The 26188-nt window shown below is 68.4% G+C and carries 18 protein-coding genes; 4 read left to right on the forward strand and 14 right to left on the reverse strand.

What is annotated here, in order from left to right; translation table 11 throughout:
* Positions 1-192 precede the first annotated feature (192 nt).
* Both IQ782_RS25560 and IQ782_RS25565 read right to left on the reverse strand, forming a co-directional pair.
* Positions 193-2253, reverse strand: coding sequence for a DUF4214 domain-containing protein (locus IQ782_RS25560; RefSeq protein WP_194137507.1), 2061 nt, complete (start codon positions 2251-2253; stop codon positions 193-195).
* Positions 2254-2369: 116 nt separating this feature from the next.
* A complete protein-coding gene (locus IQ782_RS25565) occupies positions 2370-5126 on the reverse strand; it encodes a DUF4214 domain-containing protein (protein ID WP_194137508.1) in 2757 nt (918 codons plus the stop codon).
* A gap of 185 nt (positions 5127-5311) precedes the next feature.
* Between IQ782_RS25565 and IQ782_RS25570 the strand changes: the two genes are divergently transcribed.
* Positions 5312-6256 carry a glycosyltransferase gene (locus IQ782_RS25570; protein ID WP_194137509.1) on the forward strand — a complete coding sequence of 315 codons (945 nt, stop codon included), beginning with the start codon at positions 5312-5314 and terminating at the stop codon, positions 6254-6256.
* A gap of 52 nt (positions 6257-6308) precedes the next feature.
* Here the strand turns inward: IQ782_RS25570 and IQ782_RS25575 are convergent, their stop codons facing one another.
* Positions 6309-6971, reverse strand: a complete 663-nt coding sequence (locus IQ782_RS25575; protein WP_194137510.1) for an ABC transporter ATP-binding protein — start codon at positions 6969-6971, stop codon at positions 6309-6311.
* A gap of 14 nt (positions 6972-6985) precedes the next feature.
* Complete coding sequence (locus IQ782_RS25580) at positions 6986-8293, reverse strand: KpsE/RkpR family capsule polysaccharide export protein (RefSeq protein ID WP_240989576.1); 1308 nt, start codon at positions 8291-8293, stop codon at positions 6986-6988.
* A gap of 86 nt (positions 8294-8379) precedes the next feature.
* On the opposite strand from IQ782_RS25580, the gene IQ782_RS25585 reads away from it, so the two are divergent.
* Positions 8380-9207 carry an ABC transporter permease gene (locus IQ782_RS25585; RefSeq protein WP_338092650.1) on the forward strand — a complete coding sequence of 276 codons (828 nt, stop codon included), beginning with the start codon at positions 8380-8382 and terminating at the stop codon, positions 9205-9207.
* 305 nt (positions 9208-9512) lie between these two features.
* On the opposite strand, the gene IQ782_RS25590 is transcribed toward IQ782_RS25585, so the two are convergent.
* The 4 genes from IQ782_RS25590 to IQ782_RS25605 all read right to left on the reverse strand — a co-directional run bounded on the left by IQ782_RS25590 (position 9513) and on the right by IQ782_RS25605 (position 15585).
* The gene (locus tag IQ782_RS25590; RefSeq protein ID WP_194137512.1) at positions 9513-10337 is read right to left on the reverse strand and encodes a Stf0 family sulfotransferase; all 825 of its coding nucleotides are present in this window, start codon (positions 10335-10337) and stop codon (positions 9513-9515) included.
* The gene (locus tag IQ782_RS25595; protein ID WP_194137513.1) at positions 10334-12871 is read right to left on the reverse strand and encodes a glycosyltransferase family 2 protein; all 2538 of its coding nucleotides are present in this window, start codon (positions 12869-12871) and stop codon (positions 10334-10336) included. Before IQ782_RS25595 ends, IQ782_RS25590 begins: the two co-directional genes overlap by 4 nt.
* Positions 12872-13035: 164 nt before the next feature.
* Entirely contained in the window at positions 13036-14091 is a 1056-nt protein-coding gene (locus IQ782_RS25600) for a ParB N-terminal domain-containing protein (protein ID WP_194137514.1), read from the reverse strand.
* 105 nt (positions 14092-14196) lie between these two features.
* Positions 14197-15585, reverse strand: a complete 1389-nt coding sequence (locus IQ782_RS25605) for an AAA family ATPase (protein WP_194137515.1) — start codon at positions 15583-15585, stop codon at positions 14197-14199.
* Positions 15586-16012: 427 nt separating this feature from the next.
* Between IQ782_RS25605 and IQ782_RS25610 the strand changes: the two genes are divergently transcribed.
* Both IQ782_RS25610 and IQ782_RS25615 read left to right on the forward strand, forming a co-directional pair.
* On the forward strand, positions 16013-17029 hold the full coding sequence (locus IQ782_RS25610; protein ID WP_194137516.1) for a replication initiator protein A: 1017 nt from the start codon (positions 16013-16015) through the stop codon (positions 17027-17029).
* Positions 17030-17043: 14 nt separating this feature from the next.
* Positions 17044-17871: a sulfotransferase family protein gene (locus IQ782_RS25615; RefSeq protein WP_194137517.1), complete on the forward strand. Its 828-nt coding sequence runs from the start codon at positions 17044-17046 to the stop codon at positions 17869-17871.
* Between the two features lie 81 nt (positions 17872-17952).
* On the opposite strand, the gene IQ782_RS25620 is transcribed toward IQ782_RS25615, so the two are convergent.
* The 6 genes from IQ782_RS25620 to cysD form a co-directional block, all read right to left on the reverse strand.
* Positions 17953-19911 (reverse strand): DUF4214 domain-containing protein, encoded by a 1959-nt coding sequence (locus IQ782_RS25620; protein WP_194137518.1) that lies wholly within the window; start codon positions 19909-19911, stop codon positions 17953-17955.
* A 171-nt stretch (positions 19912-20082) separates the two neighbouring features.
* The gene (locus tag IQ782_RS25625) at positions 20083-21282 is read right to left on the reverse strand and encodes a DUF1501 domain-containing protein (protein WP_194137519.1); all 1200 of its coding nucleotides are present in this window, start codon (positions 21280-21282) and stop codon (positions 20083-20085) included.
* A gap of 44 nt (positions 21283-21326) precedes the next feature.
* Positions 21327-22712 carry a DUF1800 domain-containing protein gene (locus tag IQ782_RS25630; protein ID WP_194137520.1) on the reverse strand — a complete coding sequence of 462 codons (1386 nt, stop codon included), beginning with the start codon at positions 22710-22712 and terminating at the stop codon, positions 21327-21329.
* 118 nt (positions 22713-22830) lie between these two features.
* Positions 22831-23199 carry a hypothetical protein gene (locus IQ782_RS25635; RefSeq protein WP_194137521.1) on the reverse strand — a complete coding sequence of 123 codons (369 nt, stop codon included), beginning with the start codon at positions 23197-23199 and terminating at the stop codon, positions 22831-22833.
* 82 nt (positions 23200-23281) lie between these two features.
* The gene (cysN, locus tag IQ782_RS25640) at positions 23282-25189 is read right to left on the reverse strand and encodes a sulfate adenylyltransferase subunit CysN (protein ID WP_194137522.1); all 1908 of its coding nucleotides are present in this window, start codon (positions 25187-25189) and stop codon (positions 23282-23284) included.
* Between the two features lie 56 nt (positions 25190-25245).
* Entirely contained in the window at positions 25246-26151 is a 906-nt protein-coding gene (cysD, locus tag IQ782_RS25645) for a sulfate adenylyltransferase subunit CysD (RefSeq protein ID WP_194137523.1), read from the reverse strand.
* Positions 26152-26188 lie beyond the last annotated feature (37 nt).

Raw genomic sequence — 26188 nt, forward strand, 5'->3', positions numbered from 1 at the left:
GCGGCGGCTCCCTGCGCGGCGCCCCCTCGCGGAGGCTCATGGCAGGCAGGGTAAGCGCAGCGCCCTTAAGCGAATCCTGCGCCGCCGCGCGCGCGAAGCGCAACGGCCCGGGCGCCGCTTGGAGATGCCTAGAGAGAAAGGGTCGATCCGGGCGAGACCGCCCGGATCAGAGACTGTTTTCGGCTCAGGCCCTCAGGCCAGCTCGAGCCGCACCCCGGTCATCAGGTCGAGATCGGTGCCCAGCAGCACCAGGTCCGATCCGCCCGCGGTCAGCAGCAGGTCGTCGCCGTCCTGCACGAAGGCCGCCCGCGCCGCGGCGGTGTCGGCAAAGCCGAAGCCCTCGAGGCGCAGCGTGTCCCAAGCCTCGAAATCGGCAATCGTGGCGCTGCCGCCGCTGGCGAAGAGAAAGAGATCCGCATGCAGCCCGCCGACCAGCACGTCGTCGCCGGTGCCGCCATCGAGCACGTCATCGATGCCCTGGCCCCGCATCCAGGCCTCGTAATCCGCCTCGGTGCCGGCGATGAACTCGGCGCTCTGTGCAAAGCCCTGCACCACCTCGGACCGGCTCATCCCGCCGTCCAGGCGTGCCGTCCAGTTGGCGAGCCCGGTGGCATCCGCATCGCGGCCCAACACGTTGTTGTAGAGCAGGTCCACGAAAGCTCCATTGTCGAGCGCGCCGTAGGTTTTCTGGAACTCGGCGCTCTGCACGAAGCCGTCGACCACCCCGAGATAGGCCCGCCCGTCGGCGAGCCGGCCGCTCCAGTTGTCGAAGCCGGTGACATCCGGGGCGCGGTCCAGCGTCGCCTGATAGAGCCGGAAGACATCGTCGCCCCAGGAGGCCGCACCGCCCTCGGACAAGGCGTGATGGATGCCGTAGGCCGCCGCATCCATCGCGGTCTTGGCGATAAACTCGGCGCTCTGCGAGAAGCCGAGCACCACCTCGGGGCGGCTCCAGGAACCATTGTCGAGCCGCGCGGTCCAGTTTGCCAGTCCGGTGGCATCGGGAGCGCGGTCCAACACATTGTTGTAGAGCAGGGTGACGAAGCCTTCGTTGTCGAGCGCACCGTAGGTTTTCTGGAACTCGGCGCTGTCGGTGAAGCCGCTCGCGACCTCCTCCAGCGTCTTCGCACCGCTCTCGAGCCGCGCCGACCAGTTGCCGTAGCCTTCGAGGTTCGGGGCGCGGTCCAGCGTGGCTAGGTAGAGCCGGTAGACCGTGTCGCCCTCCGCCGGGCCCTCGAACGCCTGATCGCCGAAGAGCAGGTCATCGCCGCCACCGCCGAGCAGCGTGTCAAACCCGCCACCGCCGATCAGGGTCTGGTCAATCTCGCCGAGGCCCTGCAGCAGCTCGTCCGCCGGCGTACCCTGGAGCAGCGTCGCCGAAGAGATGAGATCGCCCGCGACCGCCTCGTCCGCAATGGCGTCGAGCTTGAGGTTCGCGCCCTCCATGGTGACGCTGTAGCTCAACTCTCCGGAAATCCCCGCGCCCGAGAAGCTGACCTCGTAGACCCCATCCGGCAGCACCATCTGGTAGCCGCCCGCGGCCCAGCTGGTGGTGACATAGGTGCCGGCTGCGCCGGTGGCGGTCACGGTGATCCCGCCCAGCCCCTCGCCCATGTCGTAGAAATCATCGCCGTCGGCATCGTCGATCACCACGCCCAGAAGCTGCGCCTGATAGGCCGCGCGGTTGCCGAAATCCTGGGTCACCACATAGGGGCCGACCTTGCCGCCGGAAGAGGCCAGCGCGCCGATGCCGATCTCGGTCACCGACGCGGCGAGGATCGACTCCCGGTGCCCGGCCGGATCCTGCATGCCGCCGGGACCGGCGCCCCAGTCGACGTAGAAGCTGGCATGGCCATGCAGCGGATCGTCGGCATAGGCGAAGATGTTCTCGCGCAGCCGCGACCAGCCCGCGTAGCCCGCCGCCACCACCCGGTCGCGCAGCACCGGCTCGTCGCCGATCTGGTGCTCTTGGGTCTGCGTGTCGATCATCAGCTGCGAATGACCCTCGGCGGCCTCGGCCAGGGCGCTGTTCCAGGCCAGCGGCGCCACCGCGTCATAGGCGGCGAGCTGCGCGCGGAAGAGATCGAGATTGACCCCGAAGTAGCTCAGCGCCGAGGTGATGTTGGACTGCACCCCGGTGCCGGTATCGGCATTCGCGATCAGCGCGTCGAACTCGCCCGAGGGATCGAGACGCGCGCGGTTGATATACTCCAGCATCTGCTGTTCGAAAACGGTAGGGGTCTGGCTCGACATGTGCCTTTTGCCTCTCCTCGGAAATTACGAAAAACTTTTATTTCTGGGTCTTTCTGGTCTTTCCCGGCCCTTCCAGCGCCTCCCTCCCCGAGGCCCCGGCCCCGCGGGGCCGGACGCTAGAACAGCAGCATGTCGTCATGAATAGCAGATTGCGTGATCCCGTGCAGGAAGACGCTGCTGCCCTGGTCGGAAAACAGCACCCCGTGCCCGACCTGCACCATCTGCGCGCGGATCTCGGCGGCGGATGCGTAGCCGAAGCCCTCGAAGCGCAGCCAGTCCCAGCGTTCGAGGTCGGCCACCTCGTGCTGGCCCCGCGCCGCGGCACGGAAGACGAAAATGTCTGAAAGCATGCCGCCGACCAGCAGGTTGGTGCCACCGCCACCGTCGAGCAGGTCGTCCTCGCCGGCCCCGCGCATGAAGGCCAGCAGGTCCGGGGCGCTGCGGGCGGTGAACTCGGTGCTTTGGGAAAAGCCGCGCACCACCTCGGCCTGGCTCATCCCCGCCTCAAGCCGCGCGGTCCAGTTGGCCTGCCCCGACGCGTCGCCCTCGCGGCCCAGCACGTTGCGGTAGAGCTGCGCGACGAAGCCCGCCGCGTCGAGCGTGCCGTAGCTCTGGCGGAACTCGGCGCTGGCGGTGAACCCCTCGACCACCTCGGGAAACGGCCGTCCCTGCGCCAGCCGGGCGCTCCAGTTCAGCAGGCCCGGCAGGTCGGGGGCGCGGTCCAGAACCGCCTGGTAGAGCCGGAAGACATCGTCCGCCCAGCCCTGCTGCAGCGCCTCGCGGCTGTGCCCGGCCGCCCCGGCGGCGCTGGCGGCGATGAACTCGGCGCTTTCGGAAAACCCCAGGACCACCTGCTCGCGGCTCATCCCCGTCTCGAGCCGCGCGGTCCAGTTGGACAGCCCCTGCGGCTCGGGCTCCCGGTCCAGCACGTTGCGATAGAGCAGCGTCACGAAACCGGCGTCATCGGGGGCGCCGTAGGCTTGGCGGAACTCCGGCGCGCCGGTGAAGCCCGCCGCCACCGAGACGAGGTCGCGCTCGCCCGAGAGCAGCCGCGCGCTCCAGTTCCACAGGCCCGCAGCATCGGGCGCGCGGTCCAGCGTGGCGCGGTAGAGCCGGTAGACCGATCCCGCGACCGGATCGAAGCCCGGATCGCTCACCGCGCCGCTCAGCACATCGTCCCCCGGCCCGCCGATCAGCAGGCTGCCGGCGGCAGTCGGCGTTTCTCCAGGCGTTTCTCCAGGCGCCTCTTCCGGTGTCTCCTCCGGCGGTTCAGGCACTGATCCGGGCTCTTCTTCCTCTTCCGGGACCTCCTCCACCGGCTGCGGTTCGGAGATCGGGCTGGTGTCCAGATGCCACAGGTCGTACAGTTCCCCGATATCGAAATCCGCCGCCGAGAGCGGGCTGCCCGCAGCGTTGGTCACCTGCAGCACCTCCGCACCGATCCTGATCTGCGCGCCGTTCGCGCTGGGAGTGATATCGAGCGCCGCCACCGTGTAGAACCGCCCCATGCCCGACAGATCGAGCCGGTCCACCCCCGGCTCGAAGTCGAGAATCCGGTCGAGCTCCCCGTCGCCGCCAATCACGAAGACATCTGCCCCGGCGCCGCCGCTCAGCCGGTCCGCGCCCGGCCCGTCGATCAGCACGTCGTCGCCCGCGCCGCCGCGCAGAGTGTCGTCGCCTGCCCCGCCCGCGACCTGGTCATTGCCAGCGCCGCCCTGCCAGTTGTCCGCCCCGGAGCCGAGCTGCTGCCGCGCGCCGATCTGCCCCAGCTCCGCGCGCAGCAGGCTGATCCCGCCCCCGGCACCGGGCGCCCCCTCGGGCCAGCCGCCGGCGACGTAGATCTCGAGCGCGGTGCCCGCTCCGCTGCCGCTGCGTGCCAGCGCCAGAGCGACGGGGTCGCTCAGCGCCATGCCCGCGTCATCGGCCAGCGTTGCAAGGTGCAGCAGCCGCCCGCCGGGCAGCAGGGTCAGCAGGCTGACCCCGTCGTCGCTGCCGCCCGCCACCAGATAGAGCTGCCCATCGACCACGAGGCTGGCCAGCGCGGTGACTCCGGCGAAGCGCATGTCCAGATCGTCGCCAACAAGATCAGTCACCCACATGCCGCCATCAGCCGCCAGCGCCACCACCGCCAAATGCCCCGAGCCCGAGCCGATCAGCGCGTAGCTCTGCCCGGCCAGCGTCACCAGTTCGAGCCGGGTCGGCGTGTCGAGAAAAAGCCCGTCGTACACTCGAAGCTGACGCAGATCACTCAGCGCGCCGGAGGGCAAAATTCTCCAGGAGTAGAGACTGTTTTCCTCGGGTGAGAGCGCCAAAACCCGGCTCTGTGCGCCAAACTCCGTCGCCACCAGCGCCGAAACCGCCCCGACGTCCCCAGCCGAAGCCACAGCACGCAGCACACCCTCGGAGCCGGTCTGCCAGACCTCGATCCCGGCGCCCTGCCGCGCCGCGCTGACCAGAAGATCCGCGCCGCCACCCTGCCCGCTCAGCACCGCCAGATCCGCCAACGCCCGCGCCGCGCTATCGCCGTAACGCAGCGAGACCCGCTCCGTGAGCGCGCTGTCCGCACCGATCCGCCAGCCCTCGATCCCCGCGCCGGCACCGCCCGGAACCAGCAAAAACTCCGCGCCGCCAATCTCGGCGACCAGCAGCTGGCGCGGCGCGGAGAGCCCGGAAGTAGAGCCTGCATAGCTCTGGACCGCAGTGATCCCCAGCTCCGCGCTCCAGCCCAGCAGCCCGGCCCCGGCGCTGTAGAGCCGCAGACCGCCCTCCGCAGGCCAGGCCAGCAGCGCCGATAGCCCCATCATCTGCGCCGCGCCCGCAGGGTCCAGATCGGGCCCGGAAAACTGCGTCGTCACATGGCTGAGCTGTCCCATCTCGCGTCCTGCGTCCTGCCCGGCGTGTCTCCAGCTATGCCTCCGCCACCCTCGCCACGTGGTTAACGCCGTGCCCTGAAATCCGCGCAAAATGTCTGGCATTGTCGAGAACTGCCGCGCGCGGTTGCGCCCCCCGCCGCGCTCCGGCATGACCTAGGGCAAGAGCCCCGGCAGAGAGACCGACAATGCGCCCCCCCCCGCCCCCTTCGGGGCAGACCCGGATCACCATCCTGCTGGCCACGTGGAACGGTGCGACGCATCTGCAGGAACAGCTCGAGTCGTACTTGGCGCAGACCCATGACGCCTGGGATCTCTGGGCCAGCGACGACGGCTCGAGCGATGCCACGCTGGAGATTCTGGAAAGCTTCCGCGCCGCCGAAGCCCCGCGCCGCGAGGTGCGCATCGTCGCGGGGCCGCAGCGCGGCCATGCGGCGAACTTCCTGTCGCTGCTGTGCCATCCCGAGCTGCCCGCCGGGCCGGTGGCGCTGTCGGACCAGGATGACGTCTGGCTGCCCGGAAAGCTGACGCTGGCGCTCGGCGCGCTCAGACAGGCCGGGCCGGTCACGCTCTACGGCGCGCAGAGCTTCCACACCGACGGCGCGCTGCGCCGCATCGGCCGCTCGCGCATCCCCCGCGGCAGACCCTGCTTTCGCAACGCGCTGACGCAGAACGTGGTCAGCGGCCACAGCGCCGTGCTCAGCGCCGGGGCGCTGGAGCTGGTGCGCCGCGCCGGGGTGCCCGCGGGCATCCCCTACCATGACTGGTGGCTCTACCAGCTGGTCAGCGGCGCCGGCGGCGAGGTGGTGATCGACCGCGCGCGGGTGCTGGACTACCGCCAGCACCGGCAGAACGCCATGGGCGCGCACCGCGGGCTGGCGCCGCGGCTGGCGCGGGCGAAGCAGGTGCTGGGCCGGACCTACGCCGGCTGGATCGCCGCCAACCTCGCGGCGCTCGACAAGGTGGGCGGGCTGCTCACCCCGGAGAACCGCGCGCTGGTCGCCGAACTCTGCGCCGCGCCGCCGCGCCCCGGCCTTGCCCGGCCGCTGGCCTTCCGCCGGCTGGGGCTGCACCGGCAAACCCGGCTGACCACCGCCAGCCTCTATCTCGCGGCAGCGCTGGGACGCGTTTGAGCGGCGGAATAGTCTCTAGCAAAGGATTTTCTCAATAGTCATCAGCGACGCCTCAGCCGCGGCGCTTCATGTTGTCCTCATGATCGCGGATGCCCTGATTGACATCGTCGTAAAAGGTCAGATGACCGTCTTCCAGCACCACCACCGCGTCGCAAAGCTGGCGGATCTGCCCCATCGAATGGCTCACCACCACCGATCCGGCGTGGCGCATGCGTTGCTTGAAGAGCGCGTCGCTGCGCGCCTTGAAGGAAGCGTCGCCCACCGCGGTGATCTCGTCCACGAGGTAGGTGTCAAAGGCGATGCCCATCGAGGCACCGAAGGCGAGGCGCGACTTCATCCCCGAGGAATAAGTCTTCAGCGGCAGGTGGAAATGCACGCCGAGCCCGGCGAAATCCTCGACGAAGGCAATCAGTTCGTCGGTGTCGACGCCGTAGATTCTCCCGATAAAGCGGCAGTTCTGCGCGCCGCTGAGCTCGCTGTGGAAGGAGCCGGCAAAGCCCACCGGCCAGGAGATCGAGCCCGAGGAGCTGATCTTGCCCGAGGTCACCGGCTCGGTGCCGGCGATCATCTTCAGCAGCGTCGACTTGCCCGCGCCATTGCGTCCCAAGAGCCCCACCGAGCGACCGCTGGGGAAGGTCATGGAGACATTCTCCATGATGGTCTTGCGCTTGCCTTCCATGACGAAGGTCTTGCTGACGTTCTCGAAGCGGATCATCTCCCGGCGCGCCCTCAGCGGCGGTCCTTGACCGAATAGGCCACCAGCACCGCGGTCGACCAGAGCAGGAAGAGGAACAGCGTGACCACCATCAGCAGGGTGATGCGCTGCGGGTATTCCGCGGTCTCGGCGCTGGTCGGCTGCATGTAGGCGGCCAGGTAGCGGCTCTTGCGCTTGGCATCGGCGAGCGCGCTGTCATAGGCGGCGAGCGCCGAGAGATAGGCGCGTTCGGCGAACTCGCGGTCGACCGAGAGCCGCTCGTAATCGCCCACCAGGTCGGCGAAGACCTTGCCCCCCTGCCCCGTGCCCTCGAAGCCGAGCTTCTGGCGCTCGGCGGAGATGCGCGCGCGGATCACCTCGAGCCGGCGCTCGGCCTGGGCGACGCGCGGGTCGCTCTGCTGCGAGGTCTCGCGCAGCAGGTCGAGCTCGATGATCTGCTCGGCTTCCTGGGCCTGCAGGTTGCTCAGCAGCCCGGCCTGGCTCTGCAGGTCGATCTGCGGGTCGATGATCTGGGTCTCGTTGCGGAAGCGGGTGACGGTCTCGCGTGCCTCCTTGAGCCGCTCCACCGCCTCATCCAACTCGTCGCGCGAATAGCTGATCGCATCGGCGCGGGCGACGGCGCTGAGCTCGTTGATCACGTCCGAGCTCTCGTCGAGCAGGGTCTGGGCGATCAGCGTCGCATCCTCGGGGCGGAAGGCGCGCACCTCGACCTCGATCAGCCCCGAGCTGTAGGAGATGCGCACCATCTTCTCCCAATAGGCCAGCAGTTGCTCGATCGGGGCGTCATCGGCCAGGCGGAAGACCGGATCCCAGTCGTCCGGGGTCCAGATCGCGTGCAGGTCGATCTTGCGGTCGATATCGGCGACCAGCTTCTGGCTCTGGATGAACTCGTAGAGGATGTCGGTGTCCGAGGAGCTCGAACTCGATAGATTCGACAGGCCGCCCAAAAGGTCTATCGCCGAGGCGGCATCCTCCTGGCGCACGGTGAAGCCGACCTTCGAGGCGTATTGATCCGCCGCCACCAGCCATAGATAGAGCGCGGTGAGAATGCCCGGCAGCACGACGCAGCCCAGAAAGCTCAGCAGGATCAGCTTGTGCCGGCGCCGCGGCTTCGCCGCGCCTGCGGGCGGGCGCGAGGTGGCTGCAGGCTGTCCCGCCGCCGGTTTCAGCCCCGGAGCCTTCTCGGGCGCGGGCACCACCGAGGGGCGCGGCACGGCTTTCTGCTCGGCGGGGCTGGACTTGGCTGAAGTCGGCTGTGCAGGAGCTTGTCCCCCCTGCTGCGGCTGCGGTTGCGCGGCCTTGTCCTTGGCGGGTTGTGTCAAACGAGCCCCATGGGAATGTCATTTACCTCATGGCGATGCTAATACACCTCCAACGCACAAGATACCAGTTTCCCAAAGGCCCCTGCATGAGCACCGAAGGTTTTGCACCGCCGCCCCAGATGCCCGCTCCGGAGACCGTCTCGGGTCGGCGCTCGTTTCCCGGCCCGCGCTCGGTCGCGGCGCTGATCCTGCGCGAGATGGCGACCAGCTACGGTCGCTCGCCGGGCGGCTACATCTGGGCCATCCTCGAGCCGATCGGCGGTATCGTGATGCTGTCGCTGGCCTTCTCGGCCTTCCTGCGCAGCCCGGCGCTGGGGGTGAACTTCCCGATGTTCTATGCCACCGGCATGCTGCCCTTTGTCATGTATACCGAGCTACAGGGAAAGATCGCCAGTTCGCTGAACTTTTCAAAGCCGCTGCTGGCCTATCCTACGGTGACCTTCCTCGATGCCATCGCCGGGCGCTTCATCCTCGGGGTGATGACCAAGCTGTTGGTCAGCTACATCATCTTCGGCGGCATTATGTTGCTCTACGATACCCGGGTGACGCTGGATTTCCTGCACATCTTCCAATCCTTCGCTCTGGCAGCCTTGCTCGGGCTCGGGCTCGGTACGCTGACCTGTTATGTCTTCACGCGCTTTCCGATGGCGCAACAGGCCTGGGGTATCGTGACCAGGCCACTGTTCCTGGTCTCTGGCATCTTCTACCTCTTTGAGACCATTCCCCATCTCTACCAAGGCTACCTGTGGTACAACCCGCTGGTGCATGTCATCGGCATCATGCGCAAGGGGTTCTACCCAACTTATGACGCCAATTACGCCTCACCTGTCTACGTGCTCAGCATCGCCCTGATCAGCCTGACCCTCGGGCTACTGCTGCTCTGGCGCTACCACGCCGAGATCCTGAACCGCTAGGTGTGGTTCCTCATAAGGTTGTTCATCGCCAAGAGCGGAGGTAGCGCCCTGAGCGCCCTGAGGTGTTGAATGGTCAAGCCAGCGCGGCAGGTCGGCGTTGCGCACCGTGCGGACGGACACGCCAAAGGCCTGTACCTCCTCGGCAGCGCCTTGACCGCGGCTACACGAGCCACGACCTGTTCTCGACCATAGACGGTGAGGCGGGCATCCTGATACGGGTTGTTCATCCTTACGTGTTACGGGCTGGAGTGTGACGATTTCAGCCTAACCCCGCAACGGGCGAACAACCTTTCGATACTTCATAGCTAGGCGCTGCCGCAGACCCCGCGGAACTGCTCGAGGAAGCGAGTCTCGAAGGCGGCGTTGCGCGCATCACGCTGCTTCTTCAACTTCGGCGGACCCGGTTGCCAATCCGGCTGCGCCAACCCGGCCCGCCGCAGCATCCGACCGACCGCCTCGGGGCTGCGCGTCTCGATCTCGTAGCTGATCTGGAACCGCAAAAAACCATGCGTGCGGCAGATCAAGTCGATCAGCAGGTTCGCTTTCTGGAAGCTCTCGATCGCGCTCAGGATCTTGTCGAACTCGAAGTCTGGTTCAACCTCGGACTTGTCCTGCAGGCTGGTCCATCGCCCGGTCTGCAGCGCGATGGAATAAGACACTGCCTGCGCCAGTAGATCGTTGCGATGGGTGTGCAGCACCGTCACCGCGGGAAACATCGCCGGCACGTTGAGCCGCACCAGCATCGCCAGCTGGTCCCAGGACGCCTTGAGCATCAGACTCTGCCCCGGCTTGCACTGGGTCTTCTGGAGATGGCGCAGGTAGTCGGGAAAGCACTTGAACCCATGCTCCTCCTGCTTGGCCTCAAGCACATCGTGATTGAGGTATTCACCGCCGCCATTCGCCCGGCCCGCCTGACGGACGTAATCCACCAGCAGGTTCGAGCCCGAGCGGTTGGTAAAACCGACGATCACCAGAGGTTTGTCAAACACCGGCCCGATTCCGCGATAAGCCGCCTCGTCGCCATAGATCTCACGCAGCCGGCGCTCGTGCCCGCCTGGGCGCGACAGGAGCTCCAGGGGGGTGGCCGGTACGTTGATCTTGCTGATCCGCTTTTTCAGGAAGCTCTTCACGACGTGATCCCCTTGCTGCTCCATTCCGATCCGCGCGCCTCCCCCCGACGCTGCAGCGCCGCCAGCAGATCGGCGGGATCCATACGCGGCCCCTGCGGCACCCGCAAGAGCGCGCCGGGCGCGCCCTGCGCCAGCGCCCGCGCCACCGCCTCCCCCTGGGCGCCGAGATCGAAGCTCACCACCGGCAGGCCGGTGGCCAGCATCTCATGGGTGGTGAAGGAAAAGGTCTCGGGCCAGATCGAGGGCATGAACCAGCTCGAGATGCCGTAGCGCGCCACCAGACCCGGCAGGTCGCGCAGCTCGTAGCTGCCATGCACGAGGCTCGGGGAGGCGAGTTTGTAGCTTGGGTCGATGTGGCCCAGCACCACCAGCCGGGCGGCGCCCGAGCGGGCCAGCTCGCGGCTCAGCCCCTGCAGCAGCGCCGCGCCCTTCTGCACGCCGATATTGCCCAGCACCCCGATCACCGGCACGCCGCCCTCGCCCCGACCCGGCGCGATGCGGGGCGGCGTGGCGGGCAACTGGTGCGGGCGCACCTCGATGCGGGGGGCGGCCTGCGGGTAGGCCTGCGCCACGATATCGCGGCTGGAGCCGGAGAACACCACCACGCGCTCGGCGGCATCCATCACCCGGCCCCAGGCCGCCTGCCAGTCGCGCAGCGAGGCCATGACGCCGCCGGGGCGTTCGTAGACATGCGCCGGATCCTCCTCCAGCGCGCCGCCCGCCACCGGCACGCCGCGGTAGACGCCATCGGCGCCGAGCAGCGTGTAGGAGGGGCTGACGGGGAAGAAATCATGCATCAGGATCTCGACCGGATGCGCGCCCTGCCCGTCCGTCCGCGCCGCCAGCGCCAGCAGACGCTCCGGCAATTCCGAGGCATCGCGCTCATGCACGCCGCAGGAATAGACGATGCGCCGCTCGGGCAGCAGCGCCACCAGCTTTTCGACCAGATCCCAATCGTTGGTCAGCCCCTGGGTCAGGCCGGTGGGGCCATAAAGCTCGAGCTTCCAGCGATGCCCCTGCCCGACCCGCAGCACCAGCGCCGACTGGCCCGCCCTGGTCTCGGCGGCGATCCGGTCCTGCAGGTAGCTTTCCGCGCCGCCCCCCAGGGCATGGGCGAGATAGACCGGCACCGCGCCCTGCTGCCGCCGCGCCGCCAGCACCAACCCCAGCGCCAAGCGCGGCGTGTTGAGCGGGTCGCGGCGGATGAACTCCTGCACCTCGGCGTCATAGCCCGGATAGCGTCCCGAAAGCACCCGCAGGTTGCGCTCGAGCAGGCGCTGCTTGTCGGCACTGCCGAAGGATTGCCCACCGCGGTGTTCGACAAAGAGGTTCGGTGCGCAGAGGTGCCGACCGCCCATCGCCACCGCCTTGCGGCACCAGTCATTCTCTTCGCCATAGCCGCGGCCGAAAATCGGGTCGAACTGCGGGATGCGGGCGAGAAACGCGGGGGCCAGCGCCATGCAGAAGCCGACGCCGGTGGGCGCCTCGGCCAGCCCGGCCTTTGGATCGAAGCCCGCCGCCACCGCGTCGAGCGCGTCGACATCGCCGGGAGCCAGATCGCCCCGCTGGCAGATCACCGGCACGGTGAAGATCTCGGCGTCGTTGGACATCGGCGTCACCGAGGCGACCTCGGGATCGGCGAGCGGCGCCAACAGCCGCGGCAGCCAGCCCGGCGGCACCATGGCGTCGGAATTGACCAGCACCACCGGGTCCTCGGGCCAGCGCTTCAGCACCTCGGCAAAACCGCGGTTGACGGTGCCGATGAAGCCCAGGTTCTCATTGTTCTCCAGCAGGGTGACCTGCGGCCGCGCGGCAGCCCAGTCGCGCAGGAAGGGACGGACCTGCGGGTCGGGCGAGGCGTCGTCGATCAGCAGCAGCCGCCAGGCGCTGCCGGAGTGCCGGGCGATGCGCTCCAGCGCCTCGGGCAGCAGATGGAAGGCGTTGTAGACCGGCAGGATCAGCGTCGCGGCACGCTCGGGCGCGGCGGCCGGGGGCGTCTCGGGCAGCAGCGCAGGCAGCATCTCTGCCGCATCCGAGCGCGGCACCAGCCCCAGCCGCTCCTTCACCACCTCGCGCGCGCCCAGATCGCCCTGACGCTTCCAGCGGTGGATGACCGGGGCCAGCTGCGCCAGCGTGGTGACAAAGCGCAGCGCCATCGGCGCCCGCGCGCGCAGAAGCGCCTCGCGCGAGAAGCCGGGCAGAGTCTGGCGCAGCGGCTCCTGCCCCTCGCCGCGCTCGGCGACCAGCGTGATCGGACCGGTCTCGCAGGGGATATCGAGCGCAAATCCGCGCCGCGCGCTGCCCGCCTGCACCAGATCGGGCACCACCCAGGCGCGGGTGCTGTTCACCGCGAGGCCGATGCGCGCCGCCTCGGCCCAGCCTTCCACGTGGATGCGGTGGCGGCGCAGGGCGATGCGGGTGATCTCACCGTAAGACGCGCCGGTCTCGTCGCGCAGCTTCGCGCCTGGACGATCCAGCTCGATGTTCATCTCCGCGTAGCGCAGGAAGATGCGATAAACCCGGGCGAGCAGCAAAAATCGTCTCCTTGAAACCGTTGGTAGGGCTTAGGCGGCGGAACGCCTCGGCGCAAGCATGCGGGGCCGCGCTGCCTGCGTCCGATCCTCGCGCGCCAAAGCACCGCCGCCTGCGAAAATGTTTCGCAGCGAAACATTTTCGCAAAGCATGCCGAGCATGGACCTCACCCCCCCATCCGCGCCGCCAGCCAGGCGGCCAGATCGGCGCCCAGATCGGCATCGGCCGCGGGCCCGTCTAGTTCGAGCCGCGCGCCGCGGCGGCGCAGCGTCAGACCCGGCCAGCGGGCCAGGATCTCGGCGGGGGATTTCGGCTCTGACACCGGGGTTTGAGCCTCTTTCTCCGGGGCAGGGGCGGCGCTCATGCAGCGCGTCAGCAGGGCGCGTTCGGCCCCGGCATCGGCGGGCGGCGCGGCCTTCAGCGCCTGCGCGATCTCCTGCGCCAGGCGCGGGCGCTCGCGCAGCTGCTGCGCCAGGTCGAGCCCGGCGCGCTCGCTCAGCGCCTCGGGGAAGCGCAGCGCCCGGTCGAGGCTCTTCACGATGCCGATGAACGAGCCGATCTTCGAGCGCCGCGCCCGCGGCACGGCGGCAAAGAGCACCGCCAGCGCCTCCTTCTCGGAGGCGAAGACGCCGCGCTCGGCGGCCTTCACCACGATGCGGGCGCGCTCGTAATGGCTGAGGTTGGCGCGGATCTCGTTCTCCTCGATCATCGCCACATAGGCGGCATGGCCGTCCTCGGGGCGGCGCAGCAGCGCCTGCACCGTGCCGAAGCGCGGCTCGCCGGTCTCGGCGTGCAGCGCCGCCAGCGCCCGGCAGCGGCGCCAGCCCGAGAGCAGCCCGTAGGCGGCGCGGCCGGGCAGGGACACCACCTCGATCGGGGTCTGCTGGCCGCGCGCCCGCAGGCTCTCGCGCAGGGCTTCTGCCTCTTCGGGGTCCTCGGCCAGGCGGTCGCGCACCAGGTGGTTCATCTCGATCTGCCCGAGCGGCAGCTCCAGCACCAGCTTGCCCTCGCGCCGGGCGCTCTCCCAGCGCTCCGAGAGCTCCTCGAGCGCGGCGCTGGCGGCGGCCCCGGCGGCGACATCGGCGATCGGCGCGGCCCGCCGCGGCGGCGCCGAGAACATCGACTTGGTCTCGGGCGCCGCGGCGGTCTCGCCGCCCGTCTCGCCCGTTCCGCCAAGACCGCCCTCGGGTCCGAGCGGGCTCAGTCTCTTGCGCTTGGCCATCCGTCTGCTCCTGTCAGGAAAGGGTCCGGCACAGAGCCGACCCGAACATGGTTAAGACGGGGTGACCCCGCCGCGCGGAAAAATGTTTCGCTGCGAAACAGAGTCTCATTCGGCCGCCCTCAGGGCCTGTTCGTCGCGCCGCCAGCTGCCCAGCAGCAGCTGCTTCAGAGCCGCGTAGGTGGCGTCGAAGGTCTCGCGGCCGCGGGCGTAGGTCTCGCGGTTGAAGTCGCGGTAATCGGCCTCGTAGATGCCGCGCACCTGCTCGCCGGCCTGGCCGATGAGCGCGGTGAAATCCTGCCGGTGCGGCGAGAGCACCGGGCCGAGATAGGCCTGCATCAGCGCCGCCAGCTCGGCCTGCTGGGTGCCGTCGTAGCGGGTGATCACCGCGCGCACCGCGTCCCATTGGAAGTTCAGCCCGTCGCGCCCCAGCGCCCGCGCCGCCATGTTCTCGGCCTCCTCGATCGAGGAGAAGGTCGAATGCAGCATGTCGAAGAAGCGGCCGGTGGAGTCGAACTCGAGGAAGGACGCGCCGAGCGGCACCAGCAGGATGTCGGCGGCGGCGAGCCCGTTGATCGTCAGGTAGCCGAGGGCAGGGGGGGTATCGAGGAAGATCACGTCGTACTGGTCGAGCAGACCGTCCTCCTCGAGGCTCTCGGTCAGCGCGTCCCAGAGCTTCCAGCCGCGCGCCTGCATGCGCCAGACCGGGATCTGGAACTCGGCCCAGTAGAGGTTGAGCTGCGCGCCGATGAGGTCGATGTTCGGCCAATGGGTCTTCTGCACGAGATCCGGCGCGCGCACCTCGAGCGCCTCGGTCAGCGTCTCGTCGAGCGGCACCGGCGCCTCGCCGCGGTCGAGCCGGCGCTGGTTCTCGCTGCGCAGGTGGCGGCCGTAGTGGCGCGCCAGCAGCGGGAAGACCGTCTGCCATTCGTCCTCGACCTTGCCGCCGAAGATCGAGGTCATCGAGCCCTGGCTGTCGAGGTCGATGACCAGCACCCTGTAGCCGTCGAGCGCCGCCGACATCGCCAGATGCGCGCAGGTCGAGGTCTTGCCGACGCCGCCCTTGAAGTTCGCCACTGCGACCATCTTGGCGGGCAGACCCTCGGGGCGCCAGGGCAGGTAGTTCTTGGTCTTCGAGCCGCCGGCGGCGAAATGCGCGCGCAGCCGCAGCACCTCCTCGAAGGTGAACCACTTGGCGCCGCCCTCGGTCTCCGAGCGGCCCTGCGGCAGCTCGGGGTTCTGCTTCAGCACCCGGCGGAAATGGCCCATGGCGACGGGGATGAGATAGCGGGTGATCTCCCAGGTCGAGAACAGTCGCAGGCTGCGCCCGCCGTGCTCCTCCAGCCCGCGCCCGGCGAGGTCGTTGCGCCCGGCGGCGCAGGCCTGCGAGATGGCGGCAAAGCCGGCGGTCTCGAAAGGCTGTCCGAGGCTGGTCAGCGCGGCGTCGGGATCGATGTTGAAATAGGGGGGGAGCTCGGTCTTGCTCTCGGGCTTCATGTCCCTGCTCTGCCTTATATGTGTGGCGTTTTCGGCATGATACTCACAAACGCGGCACATGAAAGCAAAAGCTGCACACGATCCGGATTTCTTTGCAGATTCGCGGGGTTGCGGCGGGGCTTCCGGGGCGACATCCGGCAGCTTCTTGCCCAGCCTGTTGTTATTTTCTGTTAGTTTATTTGTTACGGGTCTGGAAGCATCAAGATAATCGACTGATGCAAAAGGATAAATCCTGACGACCTGCGACAGGGGCGATTCCGATACCACGTTTGCCCGACTCTGAACCCCCGGCGCGGCGACTCCGATCCCCCGAACTCGGACTGGACGGGGGCGGTGGTTGAATCTAGGGTCGGTGTCACTGAAACCCCGATAGCGGGCGGGCGCAGATCCGCTGGAAAATCCGGGGACAGGGCAGGGGCAGGCAGGCATGAGCGCAGCGACAGACATTCCGGGCCAGGGCAGTCCGGACCCGGTGACCGGCGCGGCGGATTTCTTCGTCTGCGACATCTTCGATCCGGCGCCGAAGGACGACCTCGGCTCGATGGAGCACCCGATCTTCTCGCTCTCGACGCGGCCCGACCGGCGGGTGCTGAGCTACGCGCACAATGGCGCGACGATCGAGGTGACCCCCTCGGTCAAGGGCCGGGCGACGATCCACGACAAGGACATCCTGATCTATTGCGTCAGCCAGCTGATGGCCGGGCTCAACGCCGGGCGCGAGGTCTCGCGCAGCTTGCAGCTGACCGCGCATGACCTGCTGGTGGCCACCAACCGCGACACCTCGGGCGATGCCTATGTGCGGCTCAAGGAGGCCTTCGAGCGGCTCGCCGGCACGCGCATCACCACCAACCTCGAGACCGGCGGGCTGGAGACCACCCGCGGCTTCGGGCTGATCGAGAGCTGGGAGATCGTGCGCCGCGCCCGCGGCGGGCGGATGATCTCGGTGACGGTGACGCTGTCGGACTGGCTCTACCGCGCGGTGCTGGCCAAATCCGTGCTGACCCTCAGCCGCGACTACTTCCGCCTGCGCAAGCCGCTCGAGCGGCGTCTCTACGAGCTGGCGAGGAAGCATTGCGGGCGGCAGGCGAGCTGGCAGGTCTCGGTCGCCATCCTGCACAAGAAGTCGGGCTCGACCGCGCCGGTGCGGGTGTTCCGCGCGGCGCTGCGCAAGATGATCGCCGAGGCCAACCTGCCCGATTACGTGCTGCGCGAGGCGCCGGGCGACATGATCGTCATCGAGCGGATGCGCCCGGCGCGCGCCGCCGGCAGCGGCCCGCAGCTTTCGGAAGAGGCGCTCGACGCCGCCCGCGCGCTGCGCCCCGGCGAGGACGTGCATGCGCTGGCCGCGCGCTGGCGCAGCTGGTGGGACGACACCGGCCGGCCGCGGCTCGGCCGCGCCGACGCCGCCTTCCTCGGCTGGGTCAAGGCGCAGGGCAGGGAGTGACGAGCGTGGGCCGGATGGGCAGATTTGTTTCGCTGCGAAACAGGGCGTGGCGGCTGATCGGCCGCGGCGGATCGCTGGCGCCGGCGGCTCCGGTGCCGGTGATCGACGAGCGCGTCGTGCTGTTCCATTTCCCAAAGACCGGGGGCACCTCGCTGCATCGTTTCCTGCTCCCGCAGTTCCGCCCCGAGGCGGTCTGCCCCGAGCGGCTGCGCAATATCGACAGGTTCGGCCCGGAAGAGCTGGCGGCCTTCCGCTATGTCTCGGCGCATATGGATTACCAGCGGCTCCAGCTCATCCCCGCGCCGCGCTACACGATCACCGTGCTGCGCGAGCCCAAGGCGCGGGTGCTGTCGCTCTACTACTTCTGGCGGGCGCATGCCTGGCGGGTGGTCGAGGCACGCAATCTGAAAGGGCCGCGGCTGGCCAAGGAGAAGGGGCTGCTGGAGTTCCTGCGCCACCGCACCGAGGGCATCCCCTCCGACATCGACAACTATTACGCCCGCAGCCTGATCGGCCGGCATTGGGTCGGCCCGCGCGGCGAGATGGCGCTGCCGGACGAGGAGGCGCTGCCGCTGGCGCTGGAGCGGCTCGCGGAGTTCGACACGATCGGCTTCACCGAGGACATGCCGGGGCTGTTCTCCGAGGTCACCGCGCGGCTCGGCATCGCGATGCCGCAGCCGCTGCCCTGGGCGCTCTCGGCGCGGGACCGGGCCAGCCACCCGGATATGGAAGAGGTCGTGCCCGAGGAGATCACCCCAGAGATCGACGCCGAGCTCGAGCGGCTGACCCGGCTCGACCGGGTGATCTACGAAGAGGCCAGGCGGCGGTTCGGGCGGGGCTAGCCTAGGCCGGGCATGAAAAAGGGACCGCGGCGGGGCCGCGATCCCTTGGAGGGTGGCGCGGGCCGGAGGGCCCGCTCTGCCTCAGACCAGCACCATGCCTGCGTTCAGATCGGCCATCGCCGTGTCGTGCAGCGTAACCGTGACATCCTGGTCGATGAACACCAGGTCGTCGCCGACCTCGGTCATCTGGTCCATGGCCGCGCCCGCGCTGCCGTAGCCGAAGGCGCTGAAGTCGAGCATGTCCCAACTCTCGAGATCGGTCACATCATGGCTGCTGCCCGCCTCGGCGGCAAAGACGAAGCGGTCCGAGAGCAGCCCGCCCGAGAGCGTGTTCGCCCCGCCATCGCCCATCAGCACGTCGTCGGTGCCCTGCTCCATCACCCAGTCGGTGATGTCATCGGCCATCGACTTGCGGAACTCGGGGCTTTCGGAGAAGCCGAGCAGCACCTCGGCCCGGCTCATGCCGCCGTCGAGACGGGCGGTCCAATTGGCCAGCCCCCGGGCGTCGGCGCCGCGGTCGAGCACGTTCATGTAGAGCGCGTCCACATAGGCCTCGTTGCCCAGCCCGCCGTAGTCGCGGGCGAACTCGGCGCTGCCGGTGAAGCCCGCGGCGACCTGCCCGAGCGTGAGCTCGCCGGTCTCCAGCCGCTCTGTCCAGTTGTAGAAACCGCCGGCGTCGGGCGCGCGGTCGAAGGCGGCCTGGTAGAGTCGGATGACCTGGCCGCTTTCCGCCTCGGCGCTGCCGCTGGTGGCGAAATCGCCGTAGATCATGTCATCGCCGCCGCCGCCGCCGATATTGTCGGACCCCTGGTCGCCGTAGAGCGTGTCATCGCCGCCAGCACCGCGCAGGATGTCATTGCCCATGCCGCCCGAGGCCCAGTCGGACATCATGCCGGTGGAGGCATTGACCAGGCCCTGGTCGCCGTCGGCCCAGCTGCCGGTGTGGATCTCGTCGTTGCCCGCGCCGCCGTAGATCGTATCGGCGCCATCGGCCTCGGGGTCGAAAGTCAGCCCAAGCGCTTCCGAGACGCGGCTGTCATCATCGCCGGTGATGATGTCGTCGCCGGCGCGGCCGTGGATCACGTCATTGCCCGCGCCCCCGGCGAGGCCGTTGTCGTAGTCCGAGAGCATCAGGCTGCCCGCGGCACCCCCATCGGCGGCATCGGCCTGGTTGTCGTCCTCCTCCGAGGCGTCGACGAGGTCCTCCCCCGCGCCGCCATGCAGCACGTCGCGGCCCATGCCGCCGGAGACCGTGTCATTGTCGGCGCCGGCGGCGATGCTGTCATTCCCGCCACGGGCGTCGATGAAGTCATCGCCGGGGCCGGCGTTGAAACTGTCGTCGCCCTCGGTCAGCGTGCTGCGCACCGAGGCCATGGCGCGCTGCGCGGCGAAGAGGCCCAGGGCCTCCTCGAGGCTGGCGCTCTCGATGTCGCCGGCGGCGGCGGGCAGGATGCCGGTATAGCCGTTGCTGCCGCCGTCGACCTCGCCGCCGGTGCCTTCGCCGATGCCGTCAGGCACCTGCACCCCGTGCAGCACGATCTCGCGCAGGGTCAGCGGCATGAGGTCCTCGGCGGTGTAATCGGTCATCGACACCGGGCTGAAGAAATTGTCGTCATCGCCCAGCTCGTAGCTCTGGACGAAGGCCAGCATGCCGGTGCTGTCGGCCATGGGCATGGCACCATCCGCGGCCGAGACCAGCGGCAGCAGCACGTCGCCGTATTGGCCGAGTCCCTCGAGCACCTCGACCATGCCGTCGGCATCGGCGTCATCGGCGAGCGTGGGGGCGGTCGAGTCGATCGGGTTGCCCGCGTCGTCGAAAAGCCCGTGGATATGCTGCGCATGGGTCTGCGACGGGGTCATCCCGCTGGCCGCTATGGCCACGTTGAGATAAGCGCTGCCATCCTCCTCGGTGGTCATCGCAAGGACCGCGGTGGCCTTGACGCCGGAGCTGTTCAGGGCGGTGAAGTCGACGGTCCAGAAGGCATCAGCCTGGGACAGGAAGGTCTCGAAAGACCGGTAGGAAGACGCAAGGTGGGCCATTGGTGATCTCCTCTCTCATCAGTGGTCGCACCGGAGGAGACACGGGGTGGCGGTCGGGAAAGTTTCCCTCAGCCCATGCACAGAGACGTGAACGCGCCGAGAGCAGGGCCCGGCGGGTGAGGAGGGGGAGGCCTTCAGACGAGACACGGGGCGTCGGTGGTCTGAGCGGATTTACAGCACCAGCCGGCTCGGCCCCGACATGTCGATCCCGGGGAAGACCGCCCCTTCGAGCACGTCGCGGTTCAGCCCGAAGAGACCCTGCATGACCGCGGCGGCGTGCAGCCGCACGTCGCTGAGCGGCATGAGATCCCGGCGCTGGTAGAGGTCGGCCTCGGCCAGCCCGGGCCAACGGCCATGCCCCTGGCCGCCGCGCAGTGCACCGCCGGCGAAGAGCATCGTGCCGGCGGTGCCATGGTCGGTTCCCTCGGTGCCGTTGAGCCGCGCGGTGCGGCCGAACTCGGTCATCGCCAGGACCGCGGTCCGCTCCCAGACCGGCCCGAGGTCCGCGCGCAGCGTCAGCAGCACGTCCGAGAGGCGGGTGAGCGCCGGCGCCAGGGTCTGATCCTGGCGGTTATGGGTGTCCCAGCCGCCTAGCGAGAATGCCGCGACGCGGCTGTCGCCCCGCAGCTTGTCGGCGGCGTAGGCGGCCAGCTGCTGGTGACCGGCGGACGGCTTGGCGCCCTTCTGCTGCGCCTTCGAGTCCGTCTTGGCCTGCGCCAGGCTGACCGCATCGGCGAGGCTGTCGCGGAACAGCGGATCGTCGTGCATCACCATCTCCAGCAGGCGCTGCGCCTGCGGGGTGAGATCGAGCGCCGCGTCGGGCGACCAGTGCATCACGTGGGCGGGCCCGCGGGTCAGCAGCATCTCGGGCACGCCGACGGTATAGGCGGTTTCGCCCTCGAGTCCCGGGACCTGCTGCAGCATGCGGTTGAGCCAGCCGTCGCGAAATCTGGGCAGCATCTCGGCGGTGCCGGCCTCGAGCATGTCCTGCCCGTCGAAATGGCTGCGCTTGTCGCGGTAGGGGGTCGAGACGGCCTGCACGAAGCCGAGCTCGCCCGAGCGCCAGAGCGGCAGCAGCGGGGTCATCGCCGGGTGCAGGGCGAAGAAACCGTCGAGATCATGGGCGCCCTCGGGGCTGCCCGGGCGCAGCGCCTCCATGCCGGGGCGCAGCGCGGCGAAGGCGGGGTCTCCCCAGGGCTGCAGCACGCCGAGCCCGTCCATGCCACCGCGCAGGATGATCACCACCAGCCGCGCGTCCCAGGGTGCCGAGGCGAAGGTCACCGTCGAGAGCAGCGGGCTCGCCGCCGCCGAGCAGCCGAGCGCCAGGCCGCGCCCCAGGAAGGCGCGCCGGTTCAGTCCCCCGGCGCTCATGCGCCCGTCTTTCTGCCATTTCGGGTCATCCGGTCCATGGCGCATCACATCCTTTGGAAACTAGGGGAGGAGAGGATCAGGGCGATGCCCTCGCGCCGCCCTTCGGCGGCGCTGGCCGCGAAACGCAGGCTCTCGGGGGCACGCTCGCCGAGCGCGGCGGTCAGGAATTGCCGCGGGTCGGGCAGGGCGCCGGTCAGCTGTCCTGGGGCGGTGATCGCCCATTGCAGCCGGGCAGAGAGCGCCAGAGGGGTGATCCAGGAGGCATCTTCTTCAGGCCAGCCGTTCGGCCCGTCCGGGGCCTCCCAGGCTTGGCCCATCATCCGTAGCGGGCGGACAAAGAACCTCTCCATCCTCTTGGCCCGGTCCACGGGCAGTTCGGCGACAGCGAGCGCGCGCAGGCTGGAGCCGATGAAATCCACCGGCGGCTTCACGTTGCCCGGCCCCTGCCAAGCCGCGGGGTGCGTCAGCATGGCTTCGTAGACCGCCAGCAGTTGGCCACCCGTCTCGCGGTAGCGCGCGGCCATGGCCTCGACCAGCTTCGGGTCTGGCGTGTCAGAAACGAAATGCACCGCCAGTTTCCACGATAGGTGTTGCGCTGTCGCGGGGTGGCTCGCGAGATCGTCCAGAAGCTCCAGGACGTCGTCCACTTGGGCGGGCTTCTCTCCTCCGTAACGCGTACCAAGCACAGTCTCCGGTCCCGGTTCGGCATAGTCCGGGCGGAAGACGAAGCCTTTCTTGGGGGTAAAACTGAGGCCGGTCAGCAGCCGGGCCAGTTGGACGACATCCGCCTGTCCGTAGGGGCCGCCGGTGCCAATCGTGTGCAGCTCCATAAGCTCGCGCGCGAGGTTCTCGTTGAGCCCCGCGCCAGCCTTTTTCTTCCTCGCCGCCGCTGCGCTGCTGGGGCCGAGCGCTGTTGCCTGATCGAGATAGTGGAGCATCAGCGGCGCGGTCGTCACCGCCTTGAGCATGTCGGCAAAGTGTCCCGCAAGATGCGGTCGGATTGCGCCCTCGATATAGGGCGAGGTGCCGCCGCGCAGTCCGGCGGTTCGGCCCATGGCGGTGAAATGATCGCCCCAGAAGAAGGCGAGGCGTTCGCGGAAACCGTCGCGGGTCCCGATCCGCCGCTGCAGGTTGCGGCCGAGCCAGAGCTGTTGCGTCTCGCGGTTTGTCTTGCGCAGCGCCTTGAGGTCTTCCGTGAGGCTCTTGATCTCCTGGAGATTGCCCTTGGCCTCCCGGCGCCGACGCTGAAGCTCTCCGAAGGTCTGCTGCCGCTCCATCAGAACCTCGGGGCCGTCGATCGGCCAGAGCTCCCCCGCCTGGTCCGGTCCGGCGAGGCGTTCCAGCATCTCCTGCGAGGATCCCGGCGGCGCATGCGCCGGGGACAGGCCGCAGCCAAAGCGGATTTCTGCCAGAAGCGGGTCGTAACTCAAGCCGGAGGCTCCTTGCTGGATCGGGCCGTGCCTATGGCCTCTATTCAGAGCCTATCACAGGCCTTTTCTGGGCCGAGCCTCACACATGCGTGTGCGGCAGGTTCTTGCGGGCGGTGCGCTACCTTTCGACCTCTTGGCACGCGCCCCGGAAGGATGTGGCGGTGCCGTCCCTTCGGGACATGTTGCGATGCTCGGTCAGGCGCGCCTGGCCGTCGGCAGAGAGTGTCAGGAGAAACGGATGCTTGCCCTCGTAAAGCCCGGCGTAGGATCGTGCGCCCTCCGCCGCAGGGCCGAGATCGACGAGGGCTCCGATCTGATACTCTCGTCCCAGGCTTGCCAGCGTGCAATGCGGCGCCAGCCCGTCATCATCGCAGCTCTGAACAAAGTGGCAGAGGTAGGCGTCGGCATTTGCGCTATGAGCGGCGAGGCCGTAGGCCGCTGCGCCGATCACAAGCGCTGCCTGTCCGGGTCGTGGCAGGGCGATCATTGAGGCTTCTCTTTTTTCTCAGGCCGCAAAAAAGCCCCGGCGTCTGCGCGCCGGGGCCAGTGTTGCTCGAAAACGTTCCCGCTTACGGGATCAGCCGCGCGATGATCAGATCCGCCGCTTCCTCGGGCGTCATCTCGGTGGTGTCGATGCGCAGCTCGGGGGCCTCGGGGTGCTCGTAGGGGCTGTCGATGCCGGTGAAGTTCTTCAGCTGGCCCGAGCGCGCCTTGGCGTAGAGCCCCTTCACGTCGCGGCTCTCGGCCACTTCCAGCGGCGTGTCGACGAAGACCTCGACGAATTCGCCCGGCTGCATCATGCCGCGCACCATGTCGCGCTCCGAGCGGAACGGCGAGATGAAGGCGGTGATCACGATGAGGCCCGCATCGGTCATCAGCTTGGCCACCTCGCCGACGCGGCGGATGTTCTCGACCCGGTCGGCCTCGGTGAAGCCGAGGTCCTTGTTCAGCCCGTGGCGGACGTTGTCACCGTCCAGAAGGAAGGTGTGGCGGTTCATCCGCGCCAGCTTCTTCTCGACGATATTGGCGATGGTCGACTTGCCCGAGCCCGACAGGCCGGTGAGCCAGAGCACGGCCGGCTTCTGGTGCTTCATCGAGGCGTGGTGCTCGCGGCCGATGTCGGTGGCCTGCCAATGCACGTTCTGCGCCCGGCGCAGCGCGAAATGCAGCAGGCCCGCGGCGACGGTGTGATTGGTGATCTTGTCGATCAGGATGAAGCCGCCGAGGTCGCGGTTCTCGGCATAGGGCGCGAAGGGGATCTCGCGGTCGGTGGTGATGTTCGCGACGCCGATGGCGTTGAGATCCAGCGTCTTGCTCGCCAGGTGCTCCTGGGTGTTGACGTTGACCTCGTACTTGGGCTCGGCGACGGTGGCCGAGACGGTCTGCGTGCCGACCTTCAGCCAGTAGGCGCGGCCCGGCACCAGCTCGTTCTCGTCCATCCAGATGATCGTGCTCTCGAACTGGTCGGCGACCTCGAGCGGCGATTGCGACGCCACGATCACCTGACCGCGCGAGCAGTCGATCTCGTCGGCGAGGGTGATGGTGACCGACTCGCCGGCGACGGCGAGATCCTTGTCGCCGTCCAGCGACACGATGCGCGCCACGGTCGAGGTCTTGCCCGAGGGCAGCACCCGCACCGCGTCGCCGGGGCGCAGCTGGCCCGAGGCGATCATCCCGGCAAAGCCGCGGAAGTCGAGGTTGGGGCGGTTCACCCATTGCACCTGCATGCGGAACGGGCCGGCCTGGTCGCGGGTGTCCTCGACCTCGACCTCTTCGAGCAGCGGCAGCAGCGCCGGGCCCTGGTACCAGGCGGTGTTGGCGCTGGGGCCGGTGATGTTGTCGCCCTTGAAGCCCGAGATCGGGATCGGGGTGAACTCCTCGATGCCGATGCTCTCGGCGAAGGCGCGGTAGTCGGCGACGATGCGCTCGAAGGTCTCCTGCTCGTAGCCGACGAGATCCATCTTGTTCACCGCCAGCACCACGTGGCGGATGCCGAGCAGCTTCACCAGGTAGCTGTGGCGGCGGGTCTGGGTCAGCACGCCCTTGCGCGCGTCGATCAGGATCACCGCGAGATCGGCGGTCGAGGCGCCGGTCACCATGTTGCGGGTGTACTGCTCGTGGCCCGGGGTGTCGGCGACGATGAACTTGCGCTTCTCGGTGGCGAAGAAGCGGTAGGCGACGTCGATGGTGATGCCCTGCTCGCGCTCGGCGGCAAGCCCGTCGACCAGCAGCGCGAAGTCGATCTCCTCGCCCTGCGTGCCGGAACGCTTGGAATCCGACTCCAGCGCGGCGAGCTGATCCTCGAAGATCATCTTGCTGTCGTAGAGCAGGCGGCCGATCAGCGTCGACTTGCCGTCATCGACGGAGCCGCAGGTGATGAAGCGCAGCATGGTCTTGTGCTGATGCGCCTCGAGATAGGCGTCGATGTCCTCGGCGATCAGCGCGTCGGTCTTGTAGATGGGGTCCTGGGTGGTCATGGCATGTCCCTGAAAACTGGGGCTGGAAGGGGAGGGTGGGCTCCGGCGCGCGGCGCTCAGAAATAGCCTTCCTGCTTCTTCTTCTCCATCGAGGCGGCCTGGTCGTGGTCGATCGCCCGGCCCTGGCGTTCCGAGGTGGTGGTCAGCAGCATCTCCTGGATCACCTCGGGCAGGGTCTGCGCCTCGCTCTCCACGGCGCCGGTCAGCGGGTAGCAGCCGAGCGTGCGGAAGCGGATCGAGCGCATGACCGGCTCTTCGCCGTCCTTCAGCGGGAAACGCGCGTCATCGACCATCAGCAGCAGCCCGTCGCGTTCCACCGTCGGGCGCGGCTGCGAGAAATACAGCGGCACGATCTCGATGTTCTCGAGATGGATGTACTGCCAGATGTCGAGCTCGGTCCAGTTGGAGATCGGGAAGACCCGCACGCTCTCGCCCTTGGTCTTGCGGGCGTTGTAGAGCCGCCAGAGCTCCGGGCGCTGGTTCTTCGGATCCCAGCGGTGGTTGGCCGAGCGGAAGGAGAAGACGCGCTCCTTGGCGCGGGATTTCTCCTCGTCGCGGCGGGCGCCGCCGAAGGCCACGTCGAAACCGTATTTGTCGAGCGCCTGCTTCAGACCCTCGGTCTTCCACATGTCGGTGTGCAGACCGCCGTGGTCGAAGGGGTTGATGCCGCGCTCCTTGGCCTCGGGGTTCTGGTAGACCAGCAGCTCCATGCCGGCATCCTTGGCGGCCTTGTCGCGCAGCTTGTACATGTCCTGGAACTTCCAGGTGGTGTCGACATGCAAGAGCGGGAAGGGCGGCGGCGAGGGGTAGAAGGCCTTTTTCGCCAGGTGCAGCATCACGGCGCTGTCCTTGCCGACGCTGTAGAGCATGACCGGGTTCTCGGCCTCGGCGACGACCTCGCGCAGGATGTGAATGCTCTCCGCTTCCAGGCGCTGCAGGTGGGTGAGGGTCTTGGTGTCCATCGGGGGGCCTCTGGTCAGAACTGTACTGTTGCCGAGA

It is taken from the genome of Salipiger mangrovisoli (genome assembly GCF_015223355.1).
In the GTDB taxonomy this organism is placed as follows: domain Bacteria; phylum Pseudomonadota; class Alphaproteobacteria; order Rhodobacterales; family Rhodobacteraceae; genus Salipiger; species Salipiger mangrovisoli.